The 25,380-nt window shown below is 67.4% G+C and carries 21 protein-coding genes, 1 tRNA gene and 1 pseudogene; 11 read left to right on the forward strand and 12 right to left on the reverse strand.

The window, feature by feature from the left end:
* Positions 1-378: 378 nt before the first annotated feature.
* From ACN28I_RS47545 to ACN28I_RS47590, 10 genes are all read left to right on the forward strand, one after another.
* Positions 379-1,089, forward strand: coding sequence for a PKD domain-containing protein (locus ACN28I_RS47545; protein WP_420948469.1), 711 nt, complete (start codon positions 379-381; stop codon positions 1,087-1,089).
* A 146-nt stretch (positions 1,090-1,235) separates the two neighbouring features.
* Entirely contained in the window at positions 1,236-2,534 is a 1,299-nt protein-coding gene (locus ACN28I_RS47550; protein WP_420948470.1) for a S8 family peptidase, read from the forward strand.
* A 316-nt stretch (positions 2,535-2,850) separates the two neighbouring features.
* Positions 2,851-5,460, forward strand: a complete 2,610-nt coding sequence (locus ACN28I_RS47555; RefSeq protein ID WP_420948471.1) for a protein kinase domain-containing protein — start codon at positions 2,851-2,853, stop codon at positions 5,458-5,460.
* Positions 5,420-6,220 (forward strand): hypothetical protein, encoded by an 801-nt coding sequence (locus ACN28I_RS47560; RefSeq protein WP_420948472.1) that lies wholly within the window; start codon positions 5,420-5,422, stop codon positions 6,218-6,220. Before ACN28I_RS47555 ends, ACN28I_RS47560 begins: the two co-directional genes overlap by 41 nt.
* 258 nt (positions 6,221-6,478) lie before the next feature.
* A complete protein-coding gene (locus ACN28I_RS47565; protein ID WP_420948473.1) occupies positions 6,479-7,291 on the forward strand; it encodes an RNA polymerase sigma factor in 813 nt (270 codons plus the stop codon).
* On the forward strand, positions 7,288-8,160 hold the full coding sequence (locus ACN28I_RS47570; protein WP_420948474.1) for a serine/threonine-protein kinase: 873 nt from the start codon (positions 7,288-7,290) through the stop codon (positions 8,158-8,160). Before ACN28I_RS47565 ends, ACN28I_RS47570 begins: the two co-directional genes overlap by 4 nt.
* 38 nt (positions 8,161-8,198) lie before the next feature.
* Positions 8,199-9,926, forward strand: a complete 1,728-nt coding sequence (locus ACN28I_RS47575) for an SAVED domain-containing protein (protein WP_420948475.1) — start codon at positions 8,199-8,201, stop codon at positions 9,924-9,926.
* A gap of 37 nt (positions 9,927-9,963) precedes the next feature.
* The gene (locus tag ACN28I_RS47580; protein ID WP_420948476.1) at positions 9,964-10,905 is read left to right on the forward strand and encodes an SMODS domain-containing nucleotidyltransferase; all 942 of its coding nucleotides are present in this window, start codon (positions 9,964-9,966) and stop codon (positions 10,903-10,905) included.
* Positions 10,902-11,930, forward strand: coding sequence for an SMODS domain-containing nucleotidyltransferase (locus tag ACN28I_RS47585; RefSeq protein ID WP_420948477.1), 1,029 nt, complete (start codon positions 10,902-10,904; stop codon positions 11,928-11,930). Before ACN28I_RS47580 ends, ACN28I_RS47585 begins: the two co-directional genes overlap by 4 nt.
* 102 nt (positions 11,931-12,032) lie before the next feature.
* Positions 12,033-13,706: a HesA/MoeB/ThiF family protein gene (locus ACN28I_RS47590; protein WP_420948478.1), complete on the forward strand. Its 1,674-nt coding sequence runs from the start codon at positions 12,033-12,035 to the stop codon at positions 13,704-13,706.
* Positions 13,707-13,930: 224 nt separating this feature from the next.
* Here the strand turns inward: ACN28I_RS47590 and ACN28I_RS47595 are convergent, their stop codons facing one another.
* On the reverse strand, positions 13,931-15,361 hold the full coding sequence (locus ACN28I_RS47595; RefSeq protein WP_420948479.1) for an FAD-binding oxidoreductase: 1,431 nt from the start codon (positions 15,359-15,361) through the stop codon (positions 13,931-13,933).
* 246 nt (positions 15,362-15,607) lie between these two features.
* Here ACN28I_RS47595 and ACN28I_RS47600 point away from each other — a divergent pair.
* Positions 15,608-15,681, forward strand: a tRNA-Arg gene (locus tag ACN28I_RS47600).
* A 75-nt stretch (positions 15,682-15,756) separates the two neighbouring features.
* Here the strand turns inward: ACN28I_RS47600 and ACN28I_RS47605 are convergent.
* From ACN28I_RS47605 to ACN28I_RS47655, 11 genes and pseudogenes are all read right to left on the reverse strand, one after another.
* The gene (locus ACN28I_RS47605) at positions 15,757-15,900 is read right to left on the reverse strand and encodes a hypothetical protein (protein ID WP_420948480.1); all 144 of its coding nucleotides are present in this window, start codon (positions 15,898-15,900) and stop codon (positions 15,757-15,759) included.
* Positions 15,890-16,675 carry a TIGR00730 family Rossman fold protein gene (locus ACN28I_RS47610; protein WP_420948481.1) on the reverse strand — a complete coding sequence of 262 codons (786 nt, stop codon included), beginning with the start codon at positions 16,673-16,675 and terminating at the stop codon, positions 15,890-15,892. The genes ACN28I_RS47605 and ACN28I_RS47610 overlap by 11 nt, the downstream gene beginning before the upstream one ends.
* A gap of 118 nt (positions 16,676-16,793) precedes the next feature.
* Complete coding sequence (locus tag ACN28I_RS47615) at positions 16,794-18,071, reverse strand: hemolysin family protein (protein WP_420948863.1); 1,278 nt, start codon at positions 18,069-18,071, stop codon at positions 16,794-16,796.
* A gap of 71 nt (positions 18,072-18,142) precedes the next feature.
* Positions 18,143-18,523: a response regulator gene (locus ACN28I_RS47620; RefSeq protein WP_420948482.1), complete on the reverse strand. Its 381-nt coding sequence runs from the start codon at positions 18,521-18,523 to the stop codon at positions 18,143-18,145.
* 108 nt (positions 18,524-18,631) lie between these two features.
* The gene (locus tag ACN28I_RS47625) at positions 18,632-19,465 is read right to left on the reverse strand and encodes a metallophosphoesterase family protein (RefSeq protein WP_420948483.1); all 834 of its coding nucleotides are present in this window, start codon (positions 19,463-19,465) and stop codon (positions 18,632-18,634) included.
* A gap of 90 nt (positions 19,466-19,555) precedes the next feature.
* Positions 19,556-20,809 carry a ceramide glucosyltransferase gene (locus tag ACN28I_RS47630; RefSeq protein WP_420948484.1) on the reverse strand — a complete coding sequence of 418 codons (1,254 nt, stop codon included), beginning with the start codon at positions 20,807-20,809 and terminating at the stop codon, positions 19,556-19,558.
* A 161-nt stretch (positions 20,810-20,970) separates the two neighbouring features.
* Positions 20,971-21,663, reverse strand: a complete 693-nt coding sequence (gene phoU, locus ACN28I_RS47635; RefSeq protein ID WP_420948485.1) for a phosphate signaling complex protein PhoU — start codon at positions 21,661-21,663, stop codon at positions 20,971-20,973.
* Positions 21,664-21,683: 20 nt separating this feature from the next.
* Positions 21,684-22,429: pseudogene (pstB, locus tag ACN28I_RS47640) on the reverse strand (phosphate ABC transporter ATP-binding protein PstB).
* A 45-nt stretch (positions 22,430-22,474) separates the two neighbouring features.
* The gene (pstA, locus tag ACN28I_RS47645) at positions 22,475-23,386 is read right to left on the reverse strand and encodes a phosphate ABC transporter permease PstA (RefSeq protein WP_420948486.1); all 912 of its coding nucleotides are present in this window, start codon (positions 23,384-23,386) and stop codon (positions 22,475-22,477) included.
* Positions 23,383-24,381 (reverse strand): phosphate ABC transporter permease subunit PstC, encoded by a 999-nt coding sequence (gene pstC / locus ACN28I_RS47650; RefSeq protein ID WP_420948487.1) that lies wholly within the window; start codon positions 24,379-24,381, stop codon positions 23,383-23,385. The genes pstA and pstC overlap by 4 nt, the downstream gene beginning before the upstream one ends.
* 78 nt (positions 24,382-24,459) lie before the next feature.
* Positions 24,460-25,281: a phosphate ABC transporter substrate-binding protein gene (locus tag ACN28I_RS47655; RefSeq protein WP_420948488.1), complete on the reverse strand. Its 822-nt coding sequence runs from the start codon at positions 25,279-25,281 to the stop codon at positions 24,460-24,462.
* Positions 25,282-25,380: the final 99 nt, after the last annotated feature.

The following is a 25,380-nucleotide window of genomic DNA, read 5'->3' on the forward strand; positions in this document are numbered from 1 at the left end:
CTCCGCCGCCTCGCCCCGCGCCCCCCGTGTCCGCTTCGCTGGCGGCCACCGGGGAGGCGCTCTCCGCGGCCCTCAACGAGGAGCGGGTGTCGCTGACGTCCAGTGTCGTGGTCGAGGGCCTCGACACGGATCGTCCGTGGGTGTGCGCGGGCGAAGTGATGGGCCTGTCCGCCCGGCTCGGCGGAGAGCCCGAGCCGGGCGCCGTCTACCGGTGGGTCTGGCCCGTGGCCGGGAGCGGCGCCGAGCTGCATCCCGGCTCGACGCTCCAGTGGCGGGCGCCCGAGACGGCGGGCAGGTACCGGGTGCGCTTCCAGGTCTGCACGGATCTCGGTGGGCGGCGCGTCGGCGTGCTGGCCGAACGCGAGATCGAGCCTCGACGTGCGCCGGTGCGGCGAGCAGGAGACCCAGCGCAACGAGCCCCTCCGCATCGCGGCCACCCAGGGAGGGCAGGCGAGTTTCACGTTCCAGGCCCTCTACCAGGGCAGTGCGCGCGTCGTGGCGTACGCGTGGGATTTCGGCAATGGCGCCGTCTCCACCACCTCCGAGCCCCGCGTCGAGTACTCCTATGCGACGGACCTCCAGGGCCTCGGCCCCCAGGAGGTGAAGAGCTTCACCGTGCGGCTCCAGGCCCGCCTCGACCGGGGTGGGCCCCTGGAGGCCACGGCGTTCGCGCTCATCCGCGGACAGCCCCCCTCGGACACGCCTCCTCCCGTGGATCTGCGGGTCTCCCGCTGGCGCCCACTCCCCGAGGGTGGCTGGCGCAGTGACGTGGTGGTCCGCGTCCCGGAGGGCACCGCCGTCACCTGGGAGCGTCTCGAGCGCATTTCCCTCCACTGGGACGGTCAGGCGGACACCTCCATGCGGCCCTGGCGCGAGGTGCTCCAGGTGGAGGAGGCGCTCGGCAACGGAGGCTTCCGCGGCTACGTGACGGTGAGCGCCTCCGAGGCTTCGCCCGGCATCAAACAGATCCTCGACTCCCTGTATGGCCATGACGCAGCGGGCCAGGAGGTGGTGGTCTCCTGGAGCCCCTTCAAGCGCGAGCCCGCTCCGGAGCAACCCGGCAGGGTGGAGCCGCCGCCCCGGAAGTAGCGGACAATGGAAGACATCCATCCCGCATCGGCCGTCTGTCTGTTTTTGAACAGGCGTGCGGATGGCATGGACAGGAAATGGGGGCGTCAGACGTCACATTAAACTGAAACAGGTAGTCTTCTATTAACTGGCAACAGGGGGAAGCGATGCGTCTCCGTACGGTGTCGTGGATGGCCGTGTCCGCTGTGTCCGTGTCCTTGCTGCTGGGGTGCCCGGCCAGGACCCTTCCGAAACCGCCCACGCTGCCTCCCGAGGAGCCGTGCCCCACGGCCTCCACCCTGGAGCCCATGGCCCGCGAGGGGAAGTTCATTGCCGCGGCCCAGCCGGTGCAGGGCGAGTACATCGTCGTCCTCCAGGCGCCGCGTCCGGGGGAGAAGCAGCTCGCCCCCTCCGTGGCCGCGGAGAGCCTCTCGGCGCGCTACGGCGGCAGCACCTTCTTCACCTACGAGCATGCGCTGCGCGGGTTCGCCAGCCGGATGACCCCGGAGCAGGCCCGGGCCATGTCCGCCGATCCCCTGGTGGCGTACGTGGAGGAGAACGGCGTGGTGCGCGCCATCGGTGAGCGCCAGCCCGAGGCCACCTGGGGCATCGACCGGGTCGATCAGCGCGACCTGCCCCTGGACAAGACCTACCTCTACAGCGCCAGTGGCAAGGGCGTGCACGCCTACATCATCGACACCGGCATCCGCATCTCGCACGCCGAGTTCGGGGGGCGGGCGCAGGCCGACTTCGACTCCTTCTCGGATGGGCAGAAGGGCAATGATTGCAATGGGCATGGCACGCACGTGGCCGCCACCGTGGGAGGCCAGGTCTACGGCGTCGCCAAGAACGTCCAGCTCCATGCCGTCCGCGTGCTCAACTGCAGCGGCTCGGGTTCCACCGCGGGGGTGATCGCCGGCGTGGACTGGGTGGCCAACAACAAGCAGCTCCCCGCCGTGGCCAACATGAGCCTGGGCGGCGGCAAGAGCGAGTCGATCGATGCCGCGGTGGACAGGGCCATCGCCTCGGGAATCACCTTCGTCGTCGCGGCGGGCAACGAGAACCTGAATGCCTGCTCGCGCTCTCCGGCCCGCAGCCCCAACGCCATCACCGTGGGCGCCACCACCGACGGCGACAAGCGCGCCTCCTTCTCCAACTGGGGCACCTGCGTGGATGTCTTCGCTCCGGGCGACAAGATCACCTCGGCGTGGATCTCCGATGACACCGCCACCCGTCCCCTCAGTGGAACGTCGATGGCCGCGCCGCACGTCGCGGGGCTCGCCGCGCTCCTGCTGGAGCGCAACCCCACCGCCGCTCCCGCCATGGTGACCTCCGTGCTCGTGGACAACGCCACGCCCGGCAAGGTGGCCGACGCGGGCAGGTGCTCGCCCAACCGGCTCATGTTCTCCGGCTTCATCGGCGACCCCACCCTGATGAAGAACCGGACGGCCGAGGACGCGAAGTAGCCGGGGGCAAGCCCACCCGCTTGCTGCCTCCACACTCGGGGCTGGCGAACGCGTCCAGCGCGAAGCTCCTGCCCAGCAGCTCGGCCCAATCCAGCCGAGGTGTGCGCTTCTTCTTCGACTCCTGCCGCGCTGCTGCATCAGGTGCCACGCTCGCCTCCTCCGCTCCCGCTTGGGGGACACGGACTCTCCTCGGTGTGACTCCGGGGAACAGGAGACGTCGACCTGCGTTTCAGGTCATGATCGGCGTGCGCGCATGAGGCAAACAGGCGATCACGTTGGTCCATACAGGTTGGTGCGGCCGCTGGGCAAGGGCGGCATGGGCGAGGTCTTCACCGCGCTCCACGAGCGCATGAACCAGGTGGTTGCCCTCAAGCTCCTATCTCCGGCTGCGGCCGTTGATCCGCAGCTCGTGGCTCGGTTCGTCCAGGAGGCGCGGGCCCTCGCGCAGTTTCAGCACCCGGGCGTGGTCCGCATCCTTCATTGCGACCGCACGGAAGATGGCACGGCCTTCCTGGCAATGGAACACCTCGAGGGGCTGTCGCTGCGCGAGTGGATGCGGCACCAGCAGGGTCCACCGCCGAGCGAAGCCGCGCTTTCGCTGTGCCAACAGATCGCCGCAGTGATGGCCGACATCCACGCCAAGGGCATTGTTCACCGGGACCTGAAGCCGGAGAACGTGTTCCTGTGCCCCGATGCCGAGGTCACACCGGGGTACCGCGTCAAACTGCTGGACTTCGGCATCGCGAAGGTGCCACCGGAGGCGAATGCCCGGGGCGACACGCAGGTGCACACCGCAGCGCCCGTTTTCCTGGGGACGGCCATGTACATGGCCCCTGAGCAGTGCCGGAACGCGGCGGAGGTGGATGGTGGCGCGGACGTCTACGCCCTGGGGGTACTGCTCTTCGAACTCCTCGCCGGTCGGCCGCCGTTCGTCTCCGACGACGCGGTCGATCTGATTTCGATGCACATCCGCGCTGAGCCGCCGCCGTTGCGCGAGCTGGCTCCGGCCGTTCCGGGCGCGCTGTCCGCATTGGTCGCCTCCATGCTGGCCAAGGAGCCGGCATCCCGTCCGACGATGCTCCGCTGCCGGGATATGCTCGGACGGCGACCCTGGCCGAGCGAACGGGATGAGTGTCCAGTGCCAGGGCTCGCGTCCTTCACCGAAGCGCATGCCGAGCTGTTCTTCGGCCGTAAGACGGAGATCTCCACCGTCCTGAGCCTTCTGGATGAGGTGCGGTCCGGCGAGCGCCGATGGGTGCAAGTCGAGGGACCGAGCGGGGTAGGGAAATCGTCGTTGGTACAGGCTGGCGTCCTTCCGCGCTTGAAGGAGCGCTCCTTGCAGCTCGCTCCCGCCTGGAGGGTCGCGGTCCTTCGCCCGTCGTACGATCCGGTGCATCAACTTGCCGTGGCCGTGCGTGATGCACTCGCCGGAAGCGACTTCACCCTCTCGGCTCGGGAGTTGGAGCGCGCGCTGCGTGCGAATGCTCGCGTGCTCTCGGAGATAGTGAGCGCGCACACGCCTCCGCAGGGTCATTTCCTGCTGGTGATCGAGCAGATGGAGGAGCTCGTCACGCTGGGGGGCGCGGATTGTTCGGAGATTGATGGGTGGGTGGAGGCAGCACTCGCCGCGCCTGGTTCACCCCTGCGGTTGCTCACGACAATTCGGAGCGACTTCATCCACCGGCTGGAGCAGATGCCGCGAATGGCGGCGCGGCTCAACCAGGCTGCGCGTTATCACCTCCGACCGATGGAGGAGGAGGCGCTGACGCAGGTCATCGAAGGAATGGCCCAGCGCGTCGGACTGCGGCTCTCCGAGGGGCTGTCGGTGCGGATGGTTCGTGACGCGAGGAGCGAAGGAAGTCAGCTCCTGCTGCTTGGCCAGGCTCTCCACGCGCTGTGGTCCCTGCGCAGCGGCGCCCAGCTGACCCATGAGCGATACGAGCAGCTCGGTGGAGTCGGCGGAGCGCTGGCGCAGCAGGCGGAACGGTTACTCGACGGGCTCGGCTCCCAGGGACGCGAACGCGCGAAGTGGATTCTCCTGGACCTCGTGCAGGTCGGCCGCGGTGTCCCAGACACGCGGCGGCCCCGCACCCGGCGGGAGGTACTCGAGGCCGGAGGGGGAGATGCGTTGTCGCTGGAGGTTTTGATGCGGCTCTCCGGCATGCGGACCGGGACTCGGGGCGACGCGGAGGAGGGGCTTCGTCTCATCATGCTCTCTGCCGGAGATGAGCCCGCGGAGCAGCGTGTGGACTTGATACACGAGTCGCTCCTGCAGCAGGTTCCGTCACTCGCGGATTGGATCGGGAGCGAGCGCGTCTTGCTTGAGCGGCAGTCGGCTCTGGAAATCGCCGCGCAATCGTGGGAGCACGCAGGGTGCCCGACGGAAGGGTTGCCTTCCGGCTCGCTGCTCGCGCACTACGAGGATGCGGCGGGCCTATCCACCCGAAGCGGTTCCCCGGGCCGCAGGGTGAGCGAGCGTGCCTCCCTCTTCCTCACCGCCGCGAGAGGTCTTGATCGCCGTCGTGTCCGGCTCAGGCAGGGACTGGCGCTCGCGGCGATGGCCGCGGTGCTGGCCATCTCCTTCAGCGCGCTCAGCGCCTACCGCGAGTGGCGGCGAGCTGCAAGAAAATCTCCAGCGCATCGTTCTCGCCACGCACCAGTTCGTCTCCGACGCCGACTGGAAGCTTGGCAGGGTCGCTCATACGCTCGAGGTGCGGCGGGCCATGCTGCACAAGATCGACGAGAACCTGGCGTCTCTCCCGCACGCGGACCGTCAACTCCCCGAGGTTCGCGAGGCAATCATCGCAACGAAGCATCGACTCGGGGATTTCGCCTTTCAGAACGAATCGCTCGCTCGGGCCGAAGGCTTCCTGGATGCCGCAGCCGTGGAGATCCAGAAGGGGCTGGACGCTCGACCGGAGGATGAGGAGCTCAAGCTGCTCCGGGCGCTGAACCACTCCAAGCTCGGGAAGATCGTGCTGGCTCGGGGCCGGCTCGACGAGGCTCGCGGCCATTTCGCTGATGCGCTCGCATTCCTGGATCGGCCGCCGGACCACGTCGACGATGACTATCGGCGGACCCTGGCGACGAGCTATTCGGAGCAAGGCGAGCTCGACCTGGCGTCCGGAGCTGCCGAAGCTGTCGAGCGGTACGACCGAGCCGTCGCTCTGTTCGAAGAAAATGCCCGGAGTGGTGATGCGTACGAGCAAGCACTCCTCGCCGATGCGCTGTGCTGGCGCGCGGAGGCACTCCATCGTGCAGGAAGACTCCCGGAGGCCGCGGCCGATCTCGAGCGTGCGCTCGGTGTTGCTCGCAGGCTGAACGAAGTGGAGGCGGGAAACGAGTTCATCCGGTGGATCCTCGCTCGCGCTTACCTCGGGTCGGCCTCGGTGGAGGCGGCCCGTGGTGGGCCTCAGGCGGACGACCGATATCGTGCGGCGGAGGAGCTGGGGCGGGGTCTCGTCCGCGGCGAGCGAACCAACAAGCGCTATGGCCTCGTCCTGGCGCAGAGTCTGTTGGAGCACGAGGCGTTGCTGAGTGGTCGGGGAGCGGCCGCTCAGGCCCGTTCACTGCACGACGAACGCTGTGGGTTGGTCAGCGCATTCGTGGGGATGGATGGCGAGGACCACCGGTTTGACCGGTTCGTCTGCCCCGGGCCCCCTGTCCCCCAAGGAACCGGACAGTGATGTGAGTCCATGGGGGGCTTTGTGCGCTGGAACCCTGGGGATACCCCGTTCAACCCCCTGGCGTGTCGTTGAGCTGGCGCTCGCGAAAAAAGTCCGACCCCGCGCGCGATCCGTCCGCGAATGGCGTCCTAGGGAATGGAGCCGGAATCCCAACGGATGAACACGGACATGATCGACGCCCACCTGATTGCTCGCGAGGAGACACCGCGTGCACCGCGGTTGCCCGCGCGAAGGGCGCTGTGGAAGGGTCGCCTGGGGATGAGCCGCACTGTGTGGTCGAAGGTTGCTGTAGAGGAGTTGATCCGCCGAGCCCGAGGGGGGCACAAGGCCGCGCTGGAGGAACTCTTCCGGCGCTACCAACGCAAGTTGGAGACCTGGGCCTCGCGGAGCGCTCCTCAGCCGCCACCGGGTGGGGCGCGCGCCTCGGACATCGCCCAGGACACGGCGCTGCGCGCATTCGACAAGTTCTCCACGTTTAGTGGCACGACGGAGGCCGAGCTGCTGGCGTGGCTCAAGCGCATCCTCGCCAACCAGGCCGCGCAGTTGGCCCGGGGAGCGCGGCGGAAGAAGCGCTCCGCTGGGAGCACCGTGCCGCTGGACAGCGCCGAGGCCGAGGCAACCCCTTCCCGCGGGAAGAGTCCGAGTCAGGTCGTTTTTGAGCGGGAAGCATGGCGCCAGCTCCTCATCTACCTCTATGAGCTCCCCGAGGAGCAGCAGGAGGCCATCAAGCTCTGTCACCTGGACGAACTCCCGGTCGCAGAGGTGGCGCGCCGGATGGGGAAGACGCAAGCGTCGGTGGCGGGGTTGCTCCTGCGGGGCCTGCGGACCTTGAGGGCTCGAATGCAGGAAGGCGCTGCCGGCGCCAGCTCGGACGCAACGCGGGCCGCGCTGCTGACGTACCTGCAGAAGCGCGATGCCGGGGAGAAGGTGGACCAGGATGCTTTCATCGCGGCCTACCCGGACTGCGCCGACGAGTTGCGGGCGAAGCTGGAGTTGCTGGGCCGCATCCGCGATCTGCGTCCGAAGCAACCCCCGGCGGCGCGGGCGGGTCAACGGACGAAGAAGACATGATGGGGAGCGCGGCGATGCGTGTCGGAGAATATGTCCTTGCCCGCAGGGTGGCGTCCGGAGCCACGTGCGATGTGTATCAGGGATACCACGCGGTCACCGGGCAAGCCGTGGCGGTGAAGATGCTCTCCCCCAGTCTCTGCTCGGACGAGGAGGTGGGTGGGCGCTTCCTCAATGAAGCGCAGGCGCTCCAGCAGCTGCGTCACGAGCACCTAGTCCATGCCGTCACCTCGGGAGTTTTACCTACGGGACAGCCCTTCCTGGTCTTGGAGTGGCTTCCCGGAGATCTGCATCGACTGTTCAAGCGCGCCGGAGGCCAGCTCCCGGTCCAGGCCGCCACTCGTGTCGCCGCGCAGCTCGGCGCCGCGCTCGCGTTCTTGCATGACTCCCGGATCTTCCACCGCGACCTGAAGCCGGCCAACATCCTGGTGGCCACCGATAACCTCGCTCTCATCGAGGTCAAGCTCGCGGATCTCGGATTGGCCAAGATCCCGCGCGAGGAGGGGCATGAAGGGGGGTCGGGGCTCGCGGCCTCTGCCATCTCGACGGCCAAGCGCGCCCTCCTGGGAACGTGGGACTACATGGCCCCGGAGCAGTGGGTGCAATCCAAGACCGCGGGTGGACCCGCGGATGTGTACGCGCTCGGCATTCTCCTGTTCCAGATGTTGGCGGGCAGGCTGCCATTCGTCGCCGAGCAGCAGAAGGATCTGATGTATCTGCACCTCCTGGAGAAGCCCCCACTCGAGCTGCTGGAGGGCCTGGCTCCACAGGCTACCCGCGACCTGATTGCAGGAATGCTGCACAAGAAACCGCTGGAGCGACCGGCGATGGGCGAGGTCGCTCGGCGGCTGGCGGACACACCTCTCATGTAGCCGGACTCCTCGGGTCTCCACACTTCAACCTGGATGACATGAACACGATACATGCCGTGCTTTGCCTCGATGTGGATGCTTCCGTCGCGGACGACGACATCCTGCCCCTTCTTCCTCCGGCACGGAGGGAGCTGAAATTCCTGCGCCTGAGCACCTTCACTACCCAGGGGCCGAAAGGAAAGCGACCAACGTCCAGCCCTGTGGACTGGATCGCCCTCGCGAACGCCGTCTCTCGGCTGGCGAGCGAGGCGCGCTCACTCAGGGACTCCTCCTCCACGCCCGTGGAGTTCTTCATCGTGGGCTTGGCGCCGTTGCCGCTCTTCGTTCTCCTGGGGGCCGAGCTCTCTGCGTGGGCGAAACCTCAGACGTTCCTCAACGTTCGAAAGGATACCACGTGGGATGTCCTGAGGTTGGATGACAAGCCCCCGGATGGGGTTCGCTACTTTGACACGGTGAGCGGGCTGGGTGATGTGCCTTCGGAGGCGAATGGCCTGGTGGGGGTCTTCATCTCAACCCATGCCGCGCTGCCGCGCGACGCCGTACGTGACTTCTTGAGGGCGCAGGGGAATGGGATCGCCGGCGTGGTCGAATGCCGGAACAGCTCCGGTACGCCGGTCGATGCCGCTCATGCACCCGCGATCGCGGAGGAGTTGGTGCGGGTGCTGGCCGCCACCCGGCGTGCGTATCCCAATCACTCGGGCCTGGCGCTCTTCGTCTCGGGACCGGCGTCGCTCGCGTTCATGGCGGGTCGGGCCTTCAACCCGAGGGCGATAGGGAGCGCTTGGGTGGCCAGCTATGCACCGCCCGGATACGAGCTGGCGTTCATCTTGCCATGGAAGCCCGTATCGCGGGTGGAGTTGCGCCGTGGACCGAAGCAGGAACAGGCGCGTCAGAAGGTCCTGCTGGCGGTGTTGGCGGGCGTCCGGAGATTGAAAGAGACCCTCAAGCGTGAAGATCTCCCGCAGTTCCTCGCGCCGTCAGAGGGGGACATGCTCCTGACGCGTCTCCACGAGCTGACGATCGCCGATGAGCCGGAGGGTGATGAGACTCGCCTGAGCGTCGGGCAGCGGCGGCTGACTTTCGGGCGCGGGCTGCTCGAAGGCATGCGCCGACTGGACGAGCGCTACCGGGAACCCTTGGCCCTGCAGTATCTGCTGCATGAACTCTTCCACTTCGACCAGGATCTGACCTCCCAGAACTACCGTGGCGTCGGACGCGGGGGTTTCGCCTTGGAAGAAGTGGATTATTGGGCGGACATCCTGGCGATCGGCACGCTGGTGAGCTGGCGGATGAGAGAGGGCGGCCCGCAGCTCCAGCGCGAGCCTGGAAGGGTTCTCGCCGAAGAGATCGACGTGAGCCTTCAGGGCATCGAGACCTTCGATCGCATGGAGAGCGGCGATCGCATAGGGGAATTGCTGGAGCGGCGTTTGCGGCGCTACCTCATCTGGGCGCTCCAGCTTGCACGCGCCAAGACGATTCGACCCGATACGGGCATCTGGAAGGTGCTCGGTGAACGTCTGATTGTCGAGTTGGCCCCTCTCCGCGGAAGCTTCGACAACGTGCACGACAAGGTCGTCGTCGAGGCGCTTCCCGATACCGAGATGTTCATCGTCTGGGGGAAACGCCTGATGAGACTGCAGCGACGAGCCGGGTTCGAGCCCGCTGACCTCGTGGACGTCGTGCGGACGTTCGAGCAGAGCTTGCTCCGTACGACGATGGAGTACGTGGTGGAGAAGGAGCGCGCGGTTCTGACCCCGTGGGTTTGACGGGGATGGACGGGCCATGAGTCACGGTGAAACTCACATGATGGATCTGACCGAGTCACTGCGCAGGATACTTAGCCGCGTCGAGCCCTCGCCGGAGGAGAAGGCGGGCGCGCAGCGCAGCCACCGCTACCTCCGGGAGATCCTGCAGACCGGAAACATGGAGTCAGTCATCCTGGATCACTTCCTGAGCGGTAGCTACCCACGAGCCACCGCCATTCGTCCGCTCGATGACGTGGACGTCATCTTCGTCGTGGATCCTGGCCATTGGAAGATGCCGAGTGTCGGCGTTCTCCCAGCCCCTGGCGCGGTGCTTCAGACCTTCAAACGGGCATTGGAGCGGGAGTATCCGGAGACGGAGCTCCGGGTTCAACGTCGATCCATTCGGCTCCAGATGTGGCACCTGAATGTGGACGTGGTCCCCGCGGTCAGCGCGGACGGAAGGGGCAGCGAGCGGCTTCTCATCCCGGACACGAAAAATGATGGGTGGATCCGCTCCGCGCCCAAAATACATGGTGCACTGGCGACGGAGATCAACCAGAGGCAGGGAGAATTATTCAAGCCGTTGGTGAAGCTGCTCAAGACCTGGAATCTGGGCGCGCCCGAGGAACTGCGCTTCAAGTCGTTCTGTGTCGAGACGATTGCTGCGAGGCTGTTCGCTTCAGCCAAGCTACGCTCTCTTCAGACCGGCCTCGTTCAGTTCTTCGATTTCGTCTGCTACATCGGTGGTGACCCATGTGAATTCCCATGGAATGATGATCGCGGCATGTCACTCCGCCTCGGGAATTGCGTGGTGCCAGATACGGCCGAGGGCATGAACGTGGCGGCCAGTGTCACGAGGCAAGGTCGCGAGTGTTTCATGCGCCGGGCCGCGACCAGCCGGGACTGGATCCTGCAAGCGGAACGGGCCAGAACTTGGAATAGCGCCGAGATCAAAATTGAGAAGGCGTTTGGAAGCCATCTGCGAGAGCTGGGTTGGTGACCCACGGGACGCTCTCGTGCGCGCGATTTTCGCGCCAACGGCATCTACTCTCTCAGGAGGACACCATGCAGGTTCGACAAGCAGTTCATGACTTCATTTCCGCACTCGAACTCACCACCGCCGAGAGGACGGCCGCCAGCGACCAGCACAAGTTCCTGCGCGATGGACTCGCCAGCCGACTGGAGATCGAGCCCGACCATTACCCATTTCTCACCGGTTCCTACGCGCGGAGCACGGCCATCCGTCCGCTCAAGGACATCGACCTGTTCTGCGTGTTGAAGCGCACGCCCTCGCTCGCCCCGGACATCAGCAGCCCGATGGACGCGCTGAAGACGGTGCGACGCGCGCTCGAGGAGCAGTACCCGGGCAAGACTGCCGATCCCCAGAACCGCTCGGTGAACATCTCATTCTCCACCACCGGGATCGCCTACGATGTCGTCCCCGCGTTCCTCGACGAGGGCGACAGCGAGATCTTCTGGATTCCGGACCTCCAAGCGAAGACCTGGATCCGTTCCAACCCACGTATCCACGAACGCATGTCAGTGGACGCGAACGAGGCCGCGGGCAAGGAGCTCAAGCCCCTCACGAAGGCGGTGAAGCACTGGAACCGGCGGCAGCCGGACGGGGCGCGACTGCGGTCGTTCCACATCGAGGTAATGATCTGGGATGTGCTCGTGGCGAAGCCGGAGAACCGGCTCGATGGTCTCATCCAGATCTTCGAGGGACTGGCGTCTCGAGTGCTCCTCGATACGCTGGATCCAGCGGCCCTGGGGCCACACATCAACCAGGGCATGACCGACGCGGAGAAGACCGCCGCGAAGACACGGTTGAGTCAGGCGGCCACGACGCTGAAGGAGGCGAGGGAACTCGCGCAAGCTGGCCACACGGAGCGGGCCCATTACCTCCTGTACGGGCTTTTTGGGGCTCCCTACCCGGAGAAGGGAAAGGAGGGGCGCTCGAGCGTCACCGCCGTTCCGGCATCCCTGCCGTCCGCTCCGGATGGTCACGGCTCCAGGTTCGGGTAGACGCCCGTGCCATTCCCCCACAGTGACCGGCGGCGGTGGTTGGAGGAACTGCGTGTCCTCCACCAACGGCACCCCAACATCCTGCGGATTCAGGAGCGTCCGGTGACCTTCGTCGAAGGCACGGTCGATACCGCAGTCGGACCTCGGCGGTACCGGCTCGTATGGCCGCCGGAGTTTCCCTTGCGCCCGCCTGTTACCTGGGAGTTGTCGGACGATGGCGCGGGCGCCATTGATCATCGCGCCCATGGGTACACGTTCCGGGATCTGAGTCTGTGCTTGTTCGCGCATGACCCGCGACGCGGATGGCGACCGGAGTACACAGCGGGAGAGGCACTCGATCGGCTCGTGATGTACTTGGAGCAGGAGGCTCGCGACGAGTTCCCTCGAGTCGAGGACATCCCCCTGACGACGCACTCCATCCGGGTCTCCGTGCCGCTGAGCATCGCGGCGGCGCTGCGTCAGGGGGGGAGCTGGGGAATGTTGATGGCGCTTGGTCGGGAGGACGGGCGACTCCTCCGCGTGATGAGCGTGGATGGAACCTCGCCCTCGTCGATCATCACCAGACCTCTCGAGGCCGGCCTGGGAACGCCGTGGGTCGCCGCGCTGGGGTTGAACCATTCGCGGCAGGGATTGTGGTGTAGGATCAACAAGACCGTGGATCAGCTCCCTTCGTCGCGGCACACGCTCGAAGGGTGGATTCGACAGCAACTCCCGAACGAACAAGCACGACAGTTGTTCATGGAGCAGGCGCTGATCCTGGTGGTGTTGAACGATGGGTTGAGATTCGTCCTCATGAGGACCGGGGCCTCTCCGGACACGAATGCTGAAGAGAGGTTGGTCTATGTAAAACCCTTTGAAGAGAATCTCGAGGAGCGCATATTCCGGCGCGTTGACGATCGCCTGGGGAGCGGCAGGGGGCTCCAGCGCGCGCAGGTCGCGATCGTCGGGGTAGGCAGCATTGGTAGCAGTGTCGCGGTCGCGCTTGCGAAGGCCGGCGTGGGGAGGTTCGTGCTCCTCGACCCGGAGTTCCTCGACCCGGAAAACGTGGCTCGGCACGTGGGCGGCGTGGACGAGATCTGTTTGCCCAAGGTGGAGGTCGTGAGCAGAGCGATCCGCCGGATCAACCCCGCCGCGGAAGTGGTCCAAGTTCAAGCCGCGCTCTCGTTGGATCCGGTTGGCTGGGGGATGGATCCGACGCAGCACCTCATCGAGGTGACGCATAACCCGCTGGGCATCGTCGTCTGCGCCACCGCCACGACCGAGGCGGAAAGCGTGGTCAACCATCTGTGTGTGACCGGCGCATGCCCCGGGATCTTCGCCGCCGTATTGGGACGCGCGGAGCACGGACGGGTATTCAGGGTCCTGCCGGGTGTAACACCCTGCTACCAGTGTGTGCTGAACGCTCAAAACGCGGAGCCCGGTCGATTTCCGCGCTTCGACCGCGTTGACATGGGCGTCCCTGCCTATCAGCAACCAGGGCTCCCCGGGCTCGGGATGGACGTTGAACAAGTCGCGCTGATCACCGCGCGGATGACGTTGCAGACTCTCGGAGAGCGGATCGACGGTGGGCTCGATTACCCGAAGGCTCACGGGGATCACCTGATCTGGTCCAATCACGGAGGATGGGCAGTCGATGGTCCGCTCCAGGCGAGGGTGGAGCGCATCCCACGAGATCGTGCATGCCCCGTATGTGGGATTGGGGATGAGCTCCCCCTGGCCTCGGAGGAGGAAGAAGAGTTGTCTGCCCTGCAAGTGGACCGTTTGAAGAGGTCTTGATCAGTGGAGCAGGCCCCCTCTCTGCGACTCTGTGCCATGGGGCACTCTCATGTGCCCCGTATGTGCCCCTCCAGCGTGGATTCAGGGGGAACCAGAGGGAACGACACGGCACGAGACGGGATGACGACCCCAGTAAAATCAAGGCGGTAGCGGGTAACTGCGCGTCCTGCTTGAGGTTTTCTACCGCCCTGCCCAGGGTTCGATCCCCGGCTCGTGCATTCCTCTCAACCCGCCCGCGCGAGCAGGGACGAGCCCTTCCCGGGCGTCGTCAGCCGCCGCCACTGGTCCGTCTGCAGGACGTTCTTCGGGTCCACCCTCGCCTTGAGCGCCAGGAACTGCTCGATGGCTCCCGGCGCGTGGTTGGCCCGGAACTGCTCCGCCGTGAGGACGGAGTCCTTCGCGTAATAGAAGCGCCCACCGTGGGCCAGCACGTGATCCGCCAGCTCCCGGCAGAGCTTCCACAGGCGCTCCCGGTTGGAACCCGTTACCGAGAAGTCGAGCGCCAGCGAGTAGCCGTCGACGTAGTAGCTCATCAGGAACGGGGCTGGCCGGTGGCGCTTGAGCACCCCGAGGTAGGGGATGAGCCCCTCGCGCTGGCAGCGCTCCAGGATGTGCGTATAGACGGCGTGGGCCTGCTCCTTGGGCACGAACGGCTGGAACTGCAGCAGCCCTCCCGGCAGCAGGGCGCGCTTCCAGCCCGGCACGTAGTCGAGCAGGAAGTGGAACGCGCCATGGGTCTGCAGGTACGCCGGGCGGCTCGCCTCGTGGATGCCGGCGTAGAACTTCGCCATGTTGACCCAGCGCATCGCCCGGCCGTGCACCGTCAGCCACAATCCGGGCCACAGCCAGCCCAGCGGAACCACGCCGAAGGCTCGTCCAGGCACGTCCTGCCGGGCGGGGGCGAGGAAGGGATCCGGGTTCTCCTGGGCCGGGACGTGCCGCGCCAGGTGCAGGATCCCTCGCCCCAGGCGCGAGCCGCTCGCGTAGCCATCAATCCAGCCCACCATGTAGTCGGAGTCGGCCTGGGAGGTGTCGAGCGCCTGCATCGCCTCCCCGAGATCCCTCGTGCTGCGCGCGTGCACGAGGAGCCGTCCGGAGGAGACTCGCTTGAGCTGGAGCTCGACCTCGAGGATGCACCCGAGCAGCCCCATGCCTCCAATGGCGGCGTGGAAGAGCTCGGCGTTCTCGGTGCGGCTGCAACGCAGCTCCTCTCCCGAGGGCGTCAGCAGGCGGAAGGAGCGGACGTACTCGCCAAACGAGCCGACCTTGTACTGGTTCTTCCCATGGATGTTCATCGACAGCGCGCCACCGATGGTGACGTGCATGGTGCCGGGCACCACGTACGGCCAGAAGCCGTGGGCGATGCTCATGCGCCACAGGGCCGCGATGGTGACGCCGGGCTCCACCCGCGCGATGCCTTCCGTGCTGTCGAATTCCAGGATGCGATCGAGCCGGCCCAGCTCGACGATGGCGCCTCCGGTGTTCAGGGCCGCGTCGCCGTAGCTCCGCCCTCCGCCCCGGAAGGCCACCGTCTCCCCGCGCCCACCCGCCGTCACCATCAGCTCGGCCAGCTGCGCCGAGCCTTCCACCCGGTGGACGAGGCTGTGGCTCGTCATGGACTCCCCCCAACCTCGAAGCTCCTCGTTCTCGTGCATCGTCCGCTCTTCGTCTGGGCTGGCACTCCACTCGCCAGGCTCCCGGTGCATACCCCGCTCTGGTGCCTCCTGGCCTGTTCCTCGTGGCCAGCGGGTGACTCCCGCCTCCCCAGCAGCCAGTCAGGTGGGTATCCAACAGTGGAACCGGCTCCTCCGGGGAGGATGTCCTCGCCCGGTGCTGTTCCAAGAAAGCGTGCTTGCGTCGGCGGGGGAAGTCAGTTACTTACCCACCCGCTGTCGCCGTCTGCGCGATTAGCTCAGCTGGATAGAGCGTTGGCCTCCGGAGCCAAAGGCCGCAGGTTCGAATCCTGCATCGCGCGCACCGTGAAGGGCCTGGAATCCTTGGGGAAATCCCCCGTGGGTTCCAGGCCCTTCGCCTTTCCGGGCCGCTGCCGTCAGGCACTTGTCAGCCGCTTCACCGCGGCGGGCCGGGCGTAGAAGAGGGCCCACACGCCCACGGCCAGCAGCAGCCCCGCGACCCCGTCCACCACGTAGTGCTGCTGGGTGGTGAGGGTGCTCGCCCAGAGATCAGCGCTCACCGAGCATCTTGCTTCGCGTGGGCCTGGGGCGCAGCAGTTCCGGCCTCCCCTCCATGCATCCGCGGATGCACTCGGCCGCTTCCTCCACCGAGTCCGTGATGACCAGCCGCTCCACGTCCGCCGCGTCGATGGTCCCCGCCGCCAGCATCGTCCCGCGCAGGAAGTCCACCAGGGGCTCCCAGTAGTCCCTGCCCATCAGCACCAGTGGGAAGCTCCGGATCTTCCCCGTCTGGATGAGCACCGCCGTCTCGAAGAGCTCATCCATCGTCCCGAAGCCACCCGGGAGTGCCACGAACGCGTACGAGTACTTCACCAGCATCAGCTTGCGGACGAAGAAGTAACGGAACTCGACGAAGGTATCGAGGTACGCGTTGGGCTTCTGCTCATGGGGAAGCTGGATGTTGCACCCCACCGAGCGGCCTCCCGCTTCACGTGCGCCCCGGTTCGCCGCCTCCATGATGCCGGGTCCGCCGCCCGTCATCACCGTGAAGCCCAGCCGGGCAAGCTCCGCCCCCAGGCGCCGCGCCTGTTCGTAATAGCGATGCTCCGGGCCGAAGCGTGCCGAGCCGAACACCGTCACGCACGGGCCCACGAAGTGCAGCGCCCGGAAGCCCTTGATGCACTCGCCGAAGATGCGCAACGCCCGGCCCAGCTCCGAGCCACGAGGCCGCGCTCCTTCCAGGAAGTTGCGCTCCTCGTGGGTCCGCGCTCCCTTTCCCCAGTGCGTGTCGGGTGGCGCTGTGGGCTCCGGTCTCTGGTCGTCATCCGCTGGCACGGCGACGAGTGTAGTCCGGGTTCCCTCACATGGGAGGGCTCTTGGGGACGCCTGGCCTTCTCGAGGACCGCGGCGGCGAGGTTCATCTCGCGCTCCTCTCCTGGGCTGTTGCTGGCTGTCAGACCTTGGCGGACTCCGGGGGCGGCAGGTGGATGCGCACCGTGCGCACCCGGCGGGGGCTCGCGTCCAGCACCTCCAGCACCGTCCCGTCCTCCAGCGTCAGCTTCGTGCCCGGCCCGGGGATGGTCCCCGCCTGGGCCGAGCACAGCCCTCCCACCGTGGACCAGCCCTGGCCCTCCTCCAGCTCCAACCCCAGCGCCCGGTTCACGTCCCGGAGGGCCGCCGTGCCTTGCACCACCACCGAGGTGGGGCTCTCTCGCCGGATGAGCTCCTCGGGCTTCTCGAACTCGCTGGCGATCTCCCCCACCAGCTCCTCGACCATGTCCTCCACCGTCACCAGCCCCGCCACGCCTCCGCGCTCGTCCACCACGATGGCCAACTGCATCCGCCGCTGCTGCAGCTCCTTCAGCGCGTCGATGGCCCTCATCGACTCGAAGGCGAACCAGGCCGGCCGCATCACGTCCTCCAGCACGATGAGCGGACCCTCCCACGCCACCCCCAGCAGATCCTTCGCGATGACATAGCCCACGATGTTGTCGAGCGAGCCCTCGTACACCGGCATCCGCGAGTGCCCGTGCTCCAGCAGCACCTGTTTGATCTCCTCCGGGCTCGCGTGCCGGCGCAGCGCCACCATGCGGCTGCGGGGCACCATCACCGCCGACAGGGGGATGTTGCCCAGATCGAAGGCCCGCGAGGCGATCTCCCCGGCCCGGGGATCCAACGAGCCCGATTTCGCCGCCTCCTCCACCAACTGTTGCAGCTCGTCCGGGGACAGGCGCGACTCGGTGAAGTTGGTCTTGTCGCCGAAGAAGCGAAGGATGAGGTTGGAGCTGGCGGTGAGGAGCCACACCATCGGCTGCACCACCCAGGAGACACCCAGGAGCGGGCGGGCGATGAACAGCGCGTAGCCCTCGGAGAAGCGCAGGGCCAGGGACTTGGGCACCAGCTCGCCCAGCACGAGCGACAGATAGGATACCAGTCCCACCACCCCCGCGAAGGCGAGGCTCTCGGCCGTCTCCGCCTTCAACCCCAGCTCCGTGAGCGGACCCACCAGCCGCTGGGCGATGGATGCGCCACCGAAGGCCGCGGCGGAGGCCCCCACCACGGTGATGCCGATCTGCACCGTGGCCAGGAAGCGCTCGGGGTTTTCGCGCAGCGCCTTCACCGCCAGGGCGGCGCGGTTGCCCTCCTCGAGCAGCTCGCTCAGGCGTGTCTTGCGCACCGACAGCAGCGCGAGCTCCGCCCCGGCGAAAATGCCGTTGGCGAGGATCAGCACCAAGATGATGGCGAATTCCGTTGCGATGGCCGTTCAACCTCCGGGCATCGACCTATAGCAGCAGGGGCGCCTCAGGCGTCCAGAGATTGGAGCAGGAGCGAGAGTTGATCCCGGCTGGCGCCTTTGGGCAGGTAGTAGTGCGGCCCCGTCCGGAGGGCGCCGCCCACCTCCTGCGCCGCCGCGGCGGTGAGGAACACCACCCGGGGCGGGGTGCCGCTGCGGGGCATCCGCTCCACCACTTCGAAGCCATTCATGCCGGGCATGTTCAGGTCCAGCAGCATCACGCCGTAGCGTTGCCTCGCCAGCGAGTCGAGGGCCTCCTGGCCGTTGGCGGCCTCGATGGCCTCGTAGCCGAGATCCTCGAGACACAGCTTCAGGAACTCCCGCCAGTCCGCGTCGTCGTCAACGACAAGCACCTTGCGTCCGTCGTCCTCGGATGCCCTTCTCCCCAAGTCGCCTCCTGGTCCGTGGGGACAACGCGCTGACGGCAACGCGGCATTTCATGAAAGCAACAGGGCCGGCTGGAGGGCAGGGGAGGGGGCAGAGCGGAAGCAGGCCCTTCAGAGGAGGGACACCGTCAACTGGCTGGCGAGATACTGCAGGGCGGGCATGACGTTGGGGACCGAGCGCTTGCGCACCGGGGGCAGCGCCGTCCGCTGCCAGCCAGGCTCGCCCACCAGCCGACCGGCCGCGTGCTGGAAGAGGCGGAAGCGGCCGAGCTCAATGGAGCTGCCCGAGTTGTAGATGCGCAGCCCGCGGCCCCGGACGGGGCCCAGGTCGAACTCGCGCGGCACGTGGCGGTGCCCGTGGAGGATCAGATCGCACCGGCCCTGGACGCGGCGGACCAGCTCGGCGCCCAGCGCCAGCTCCGAGGCATGCGGCCAGCCCATGCGGGTGGCGAAGCGCTCCGGGAGGCTCTCCTCGGGCAGGGGCAGCACGTGGTGGTGCAGCAGCACGGCGGTGAGCGCACCCGTCGGTGCGGCGCTCAGGGCCGAGTCCACCTCGTCCAGCACGGTCCGGCTCAGCTCGCCATGGCAGGCGAAGTAGTTGCGGTTGTGCGGGCCCGTGGAGTCCACGCACACGAGGAAGAGATCCTCGTGCCGCTCCACCCGCACCTTCCGGCCATTCATCCACTGGCCGCCGGCGTCCTCGCCGGTGCGGTCGTGGTTGCCGGGGATGAAGGTGAGCCGTCCGGCCTCGAGCAGCGGGGCGAAGAGCTCCCGGAAACGCCGGTACTCGCTCCGGCTGCCCTGGTGGGTGAGGTCTCCCGTCACCACCACGTGGTCCACGCGCTCGGCGAGGAGGGTCTCCACGAGCGCGGTGGCCGTCGCGTCGCTCTCGCGGGTGAGGTCCAGATGCAGGTCCGACAGGTGTGCCAGCTTGCGGATGAGCATGGGTACTTCATGAGTACCCAGCCGCTGAAACACGGAGATGGCTCCCCGGTGAACCTTCCGGGGGAGCCAGGTGACTTCGCGGTGAAACCGTCAGCCCGCGAGCAGCTCGTTGGAGTCCGACTCGGACTCGGACTTGGCGCCGGGGGTGGCCTCGGCGGTGGGCAGCGACTGCACCGGGGCGGACGTGGGCGGCACCAGCCGCGAGCCGGCCATCACGCGCAGCTTGTTGCCGCGCCAGTCCACCGAGCGGGCGAAGAGCCCGTTTACCCAGGCCACGAAGAGCAGCATGTCCTTGAGCAGCACCGCCGGCACCGCCATGGCCGGGGTGGGCTGCCCGGGCCGCAGCGCGCGGAAGACGGACACGTCGTGGATGAGCTTGGCCGCCGTCACCCCGGCCACCACCCCGAGCGCCCGGAGCGAGGGCTCCAGCATCGCGCCCAGCAGCGCATACGGCAGCGGGTTGAGCAGCGACTGCGCCAGGTACACCGGCGTGGGGATGCAGGAGTGGTGGATGATGCACCAGCGCAGGTAGCGCTTGAAGAAGGCGCTGACGCTCTTCTTCTGCGACACGTTGTACACCGGCGCGCGCGCCACCACGGCCCGCTTGCCCAGGCCGCGCGTCACCCACCGGCCGATGACGAAGTCCTCGGCCAGCACGTTGCGCACCGAGTAGAAGCCGCCCAGCGCCTCCAGCACCTCGCGGCGCAGCGCCATGGACTTGCCCACGACGATGTCCTGGTCCGCGGCCTGCTTCGCGGCGATCTGCCCCGCGCCCGTGGTGGTGCTCTGGTACAGGTTGTCCATCAGCGAGCCGAGCGTCTGCTCGCCAATGCCGCTCACCGGGTGCGACATGCAGCCGACTTCCGGATCCTCGAAGGTGCGGGAGATCTCCTGCAGGTAGTCCGGCTCCACGCGCGTGTTGGAGTCGCTGATGAGCAGGATGTCGTAGCGGGCCACGCCGGCCAGGGTGATGAGCTGGTTCACCTTGGGGTTGAGGCCGGGCTCGCCGTGCTGCAGCTCCAGCTTCATCACCTGGGGCCAGCGGGCCACGGCCGCCTGGGCTACCTGATAGGCCGGGTCGCGCGTGTCCTTGACCCCGAGGATCACCTCATAGGCCGGGTAGCCGAGCGTGGCGAAGCACGCCAGGTTCGCCTCCAGGTCGTCGTCCACGCCGCACAGGGGCTTGAGGATGGAGATGCCCGCGGGCGTCCCTCCGCTGGCCTCGGGAACGGGGGTCCGGGCCAGGGTCCACTGCCGTCTCAGCACGAAGAAGAGCTGGACGAAGAGGACGAAGGCTCCGATACCAGCGAGGGTGAGGAGGGTGAGGCTGAGCGCGTGGGTCATGGGCGCGGGCTGTCTCCTGAAGCGGGGGGGGCGCGTTCGGACGCGCATCCTACCCGCTGCGTTCGCGAAGCCCCAAGTCCCCCCTGTGACGCTCGCTCGGCAGCCGGGAGAAATTCCAGTGACAGCGCCAGGACATGACCTCCTGCGTCAGGACCCGGGCGTCAGGACGTGGTCGTCAGGTTGCGGCTGCGCGGGTGGCGGATGTCGGTGCCGCGCACCATATAGACGACCATCTCCGCCACGTTGGTGGCGTGGTCGCCAATGCGCTCGAGGTGCTTGGCGATGAACATGAGCGCCGTGGCGCGGCGGATGTTCTTCGAGTCCTCCATCATGTAGCTGAGCAGCTCGTTGAAGATCTTCAGGTAGAGGATGTCCAGGTGCTCGTCCTCCTTGAGCACCGCCTCGGCCTTGGCCACGTCCGAGGACACGAAGGCATCCAGCGCCTTCTTCACCTGCTGCTGGGCCAGCTCGGCCAGCCGGGGCGTGTCCACGTAGGGCTTGAGCGGCGGGGCCTCGTTGAGATCCTTGGCGCGCTCGGCGATGTTCACCGCCAGGTCCCCGATGCGCTCCAGGTCGGTGACGATCTTCAGCGCGGTGGTGATGAGGCGCAGGTCGCTCGCGGCCGGCTGGCGCAGCGCGAGGATGCGGCGGCACGTCTCGTCGATCTCCACCTCCAGCCGGTTGACCTCCTTGTCCGCCTGGATGACGCGCTCGGCCAGGGGCGAGTCCCGGTCGGTGAGCGCGCGCATGCTGTCGGCGATGAGCGCCTCCACCTTGGCGCCCATGGCCAGCAGCTTCTCGCGCAAATCCCTGAGGTCCGCCTCGAATGCCTTGTCCGTATGCGTTGACGGCATGTGCCCGCTCTCCCTCGCGCCTACCCGAACTTCCCGGTGACGTAGTCCTCGGTGCGCTTCTCGCGCGGGTTGGTGAAGATCTGCTCGGTGGGCCCGCATTCCACCAGCTCTCCCATGTAGAAGAAAGCCGTCCGATCGCTCACCCGCGCCGCCTGCTGCATGTTGTGGGTGACGATGGCGATGGTGTAGCGCTCCTTCAGCTCGTGGATGAGCTCCTCGATCTTCGCCGTGGCGATTGGATCCAGGGCGCTGGCGGGCTCGTCCATGAGGAGCACCTCGGGCTCCACGGCCAGGGCGCGCGCGATGCACAGGCGCTGCTGCTGGCCGCCGGACAGGCTCAGGGCGCTGTCGTTGAGCCGGTCCTTCACCTCGTCCCAGAGCGCTCCGCCCCTGAGGGACTTCTCCACGCGCGCGGCGAGGCCTCCGTCTTGTCCTTCATCCCGCCCACGCGCAGGCCGTAGGCCACGTTCTCGAAGATGGTTTTCGGGAAGGGGTTGGACTTCTGGAAGACCATGCCCACGCGGCGGCGCAGATCCACCACGTCCACGTGGCGGTCGTGGATGCTGGTGCCGTCCAGCAGCACGGTGCCCTGGTGGCTGGAGCCCGGGATGAGATCGTTCATCCGGTTGAGCGAGCGCAGGAAGGTGGACTTGCCGCAGCCGGAGGGGCCGATGAGGGCGGTGACTTGGTGCTCGGGCAGGGTGAGGCTCACCGTCTTCACGGCCACCTTGGAGCCGTAGAGGAGGGTGAGCTGGCGCGCCTCCATCTTGATGCGCGCGGGGACGGCGGGGGAGAGGGACATGGCTCGGTGTCAGTGGGACGCGGAGGCGCGCCGGCGGGTGCGGGCGCGGATGAGCACCGCGACGAGGTTGAGGGCGAAGGTGAGCGCGAGCAGCACCAGCACCGTGGCGTACAACAGGGGCCGGCTGGCCTCCACGTCCGGGGACTGCGTGGCCAGCACGTAGGTGTGGTAGCCCAGGTGCATGAACTGGGAGTTGAGCGTGTCGGGCAGGTCGGGGAGGAAGTAGGCGGCACCCGTGAAGAGGATGGGGGCCACCTCGCCCGCGCCGCGCGACACCGCCAGCACGGCGCCGGTGAGGATGCCCGGCAGCGCACCCGGCAGCACCACCCGGGCCAGCGTCTGGGACTGGGTGGCTCCCAGCGCCAGGCTCGCCGTGCGGTGGTCCATGGGCACCGCGCGCAGCGCCTCCTCGGTGGAGACGATGACCACCGGCAGCGTCAGCACGGCCAGGGTGAGCGAGGCCCAGAGGATGCCCGGCTGGCCCCAGTTCAGCTCCTGGTAGCCGAGCAGCCGGTCCATGTTCCCCCCGACGAAGTGGATGAAGAAGCCCAGGCCGAAGAGGCCGAAGACGATGGAGGGCACCCCGGCCAGGTTGGCCACGGCGATGCGCACCGCGGCCGCCAGCCGGGAGCCCGCGGGGGCGTACTCGTGCAGGTACACCGCCGTCAGCACGCCCACCGGCATCACCGCCAGCGTCATCAGCAGCGTGAGCGCCGCCGTGCCGTAGAGCGCGGGGAAGATGCCGCCCGCCATCATTCCGTCCGAGGGCGGCTGGGAGAGGAACGTCCAGGAGACGTGCCCCAGGCCCCCGCGGACCACGTCGAAGAGGATGAGGGCCAGCATGGCCACGATGAGCAGCGCGGCGAAGCCGGTGAGGGACGTGAGCACTCCGCCCACGGCCCGGCGCATGGTGTGTTTCACGCTCCGGCTCCCGTCAGCCGCTTGAGGACCTTCCGCGTCCAGGTGGAGGCGACCATGTTGAGGATGAAGGTGAAGAGGAAGAGCTCGACTCCGATGAAGAACAGGAGCGAGTAGTGCGGACTGCCGACCACCACCTCGCCCATCTCCGCGGCGATGGTGGCGGACATGGAGCGCACCGAGTCCGTGAAGTTCCACGACGTGATGGCCGCGTTGCCCGAGGCCATCAGGACGATCATCGTCTCGCCGATGGCGCGGCCGAAGCCCAGCACGCACGCGGCGAGGATGCCCGGGGCCGCCGCCGGCAGCACCACCTTCCAGGCCGTCTCCCAGGGCGTGGCCCCCAGCGCGAGCGAGGCCTCGCGGTAGCTGCGCGGCACCGCGGTGAGCGCGTCCTCGGACACCGTGAAGATGACGGGGACGATGGCCAGGGCCAGGGCCAGGCCCGCCACCACCGCGTTGAGCCGCGTGGTGAGGCCGAAGGTGTCCTGCAGGAAGGAGGCGAGCACCATCAGCGCGAAGAAGCCCAGCACCACCGAGGGAATGCCCGCCAGCAGCTCGATGGTGGGCTTGAGCACCTCGCGCAGCCGCCGGGGCGCGAACTCGGCTGCGTACAGCGCGCCCATCACCCCCACCGGCACCGCCACCGCCATGGACACCAGCGTCGTCTTCAGCGTGCCGATGAAGAGCGGAATCATGCTCACCTTGGGCACATTGGACACCGGCTGCCACACGAAGGCGGCCGGGCGGCCCTGGCGCACCACCTGCGGCAGGAACATCTTGGAGAGGCTCGCCTCCTCGCGGGCGTGGGCGTCCAGGAAGAGCGCCAGCGCCTCCTTCGCGATGAAGACGAGGATGAGCACCAGCGCGGCGATTCCGGTGAAGGCCACCGCCGTGATGACTCCGGCGATGACCTTCTCCCGGAGCTGCCGGCGCCGGGCAGCGGAGGAGAGCCGCGGTGCCGCGGTGACCGTTTCCACGAGACCCTGACTCTGCATGGCCGCCTGTCTATCCATCATTGTTCTCGAGCCTCGTGTGACAATCTGGTGACGCGCGCGGGGCTTCACCCTCGGGGGCTACTTCACCGGGAAGTAGCCAACCTTGGTGACGATGGCCTGGCCCTCGGGGGACAGGGCGAAGTCGATGAAGGCCTTCACGTCGCCGGCCGGCGCGCCGCGCAGGTAGAAGTAGAGGTCGCGCGAGAGCGGGTACTTGCCACTCTTGATGTTCGCCTCGCTGGGCTCGATCTCCTCGTTGCCCTTCTTGACCTTCAGCTCCTTGATGCCCTTGGCGTAGGCGGAGCCGCCGTAGCCGATGCCGTTCTTCTCCTTGGAGACGGCGTTCACCACCGCGGCGGTGCCGGGCAGCGTCTGGGCGCTGGCCACGTAGTCCTCGCCCTCCAGCACGTTGTCCTTCACGAACACGTAGGTGCCCGAGGAGTTCTCACGCGAGTAGACGACGATGGGGGCGTCCTTGCCGCCCACGTCCTTCCAGTTGGTGATGTCGCCCAGGTAGATGCCCTTGAGCTGCTCGGGGGTGAGGGCGCTCACGGCGTTGGACTCGTGGACGTAGAAGGTGACGCCGTCCCTGGCCACGGAGATCTGCGCGGGGGCGTTCTTGGTGACGCCGCGCAGCTTGTCCTCCTCGGCCTTCTTCATGGGGCGGCTGGACATGGCCACGTCCGTGGTGCCGTTGATGAGGGCCGCCAGGCCGGTGCCCGAGCCGCCACCCGTCACCTGCAGGCGGGTGTTGGGGTTCTTCTTCATGAAATCCTCGGCCCAGCGCTGGCCGAGGATGACCATGGTGTCGGAGCCCTTGACGGTGACGGTGCCCGCGCGCGCCGCGCCGGGCAGGGCCAGCAGCAGCACCGCGGCGATCGAAGCGATGAACGTCTTCATATGGATGCCTCCCGGCATGTTCCACTCGGTGTGGAACAACGGTAGGCACCCTGTATGCGGCGTCCGTGGCTGTTTGACGAACGGGGCGTGACAACTGCG

Origin of the sequence: Archangium gephyra, from assembly GCF_049060025.1 — a bacterium.
Classification (GTDB): domain Bacteria; phylum Myxococcota; class Myxococcia; order Myxococcales; family Myxococcaceae; genus Archangium; species Archangium gephyra_A.

What these genes read in the sequence shown, in the direction of transcription:
- ACN28I_RS47550 (WP_420948470.1), top strand. Translation starts at nt 1,236, where the DNA reads ATGCGTCTCCGTACGGTGTCGTGGATGGCCGTGTCCGCTGTGTCCGTG.
- ACN28I_RS47555 (WP_420948471.1), top strand. Translation starts at nt 2,851, where the DNA reads ATGGGCGAGGTCTTCACCGCGCTCCACGAGCGCATGAACCAGGTGGTT.
- ACN28I_RS47565 (WP_420948473.1), top strand. Translation starts at nt 6,479, where the DNA reads ATGAGCCGCACTGTGTGGTCGAAGGTTGCTGTAGAGGAGTTGATCCGC.
- ACN28I_RS47570 (WP_420948474.1), top strand. Translation starts at nt 7,288, where the DNA reads ATGATGGGGAGCGCGGCGATGCGTGTCGGAGAATATGTCCTTGCCCGC.
- ACN28I_RS47575 (WP_420948475.1), top strand. Translation starts at nt 8,199, where the DNA reads ATGAACACGATACATGCCGTGCTTTGCCTCGATGTGGATGCTTCCGTC.
- ACN28I_RS47580 (WP_420948476.1), top strand. Translation starts at nt 9,964, where the DNA reads ATGATGGATCTGACCGAGTCACTGCGCAGGATACTTAGCCGCGTCGAG.
- ACN28I_RS47595 (WP_420948479.1), bottom strand. Translation starts at nt 15,361, where the DNA reads ATGCACGAGAACGAGGAGCTTCGAGGTTGGGGGGAGTCCATGACGAGC.
- ACN28I_RS47625 (WP_420948483.1), bottom strand. Translation starts at nt 19,465, where the DNA reads ATGCTCATCCGCAAGCTGGCACACCTGTCGGACCTGCATCTGGACCTC.
- ACN28I_RS47630 (WP_420948484.1), bottom strand. Translation starts at nt 20,809, where the DNA reads ATGACCCACGCGCTCAGCCTCACCCTCCTCACCCTCGCTGGTATCGGA.
- phoU (WP_420948485.1), bottom strand. Translation starts at nt 21,663, where the DNA reads ATGCCGTCAACGCATACGGACAAGGCATTCGAGGCGGACCTCAGGGAT.
- pstC (WP_420948487.1), bottom strand. Translation starts at nt 24,381, where the DNA reads ATGCAGAGTCAGGGTCTCGTGGAAACGGTCACCGCGGCACCGCGGCTC.
- ACN28I_RS47655 (WP_420948488.1), bottom strand. Translation starts at nt 25,281, where the DNA reads ATGAAGACGTTCATCGCTTCGATCGCCGCGGTGCTGCTGCTGGCCCTG.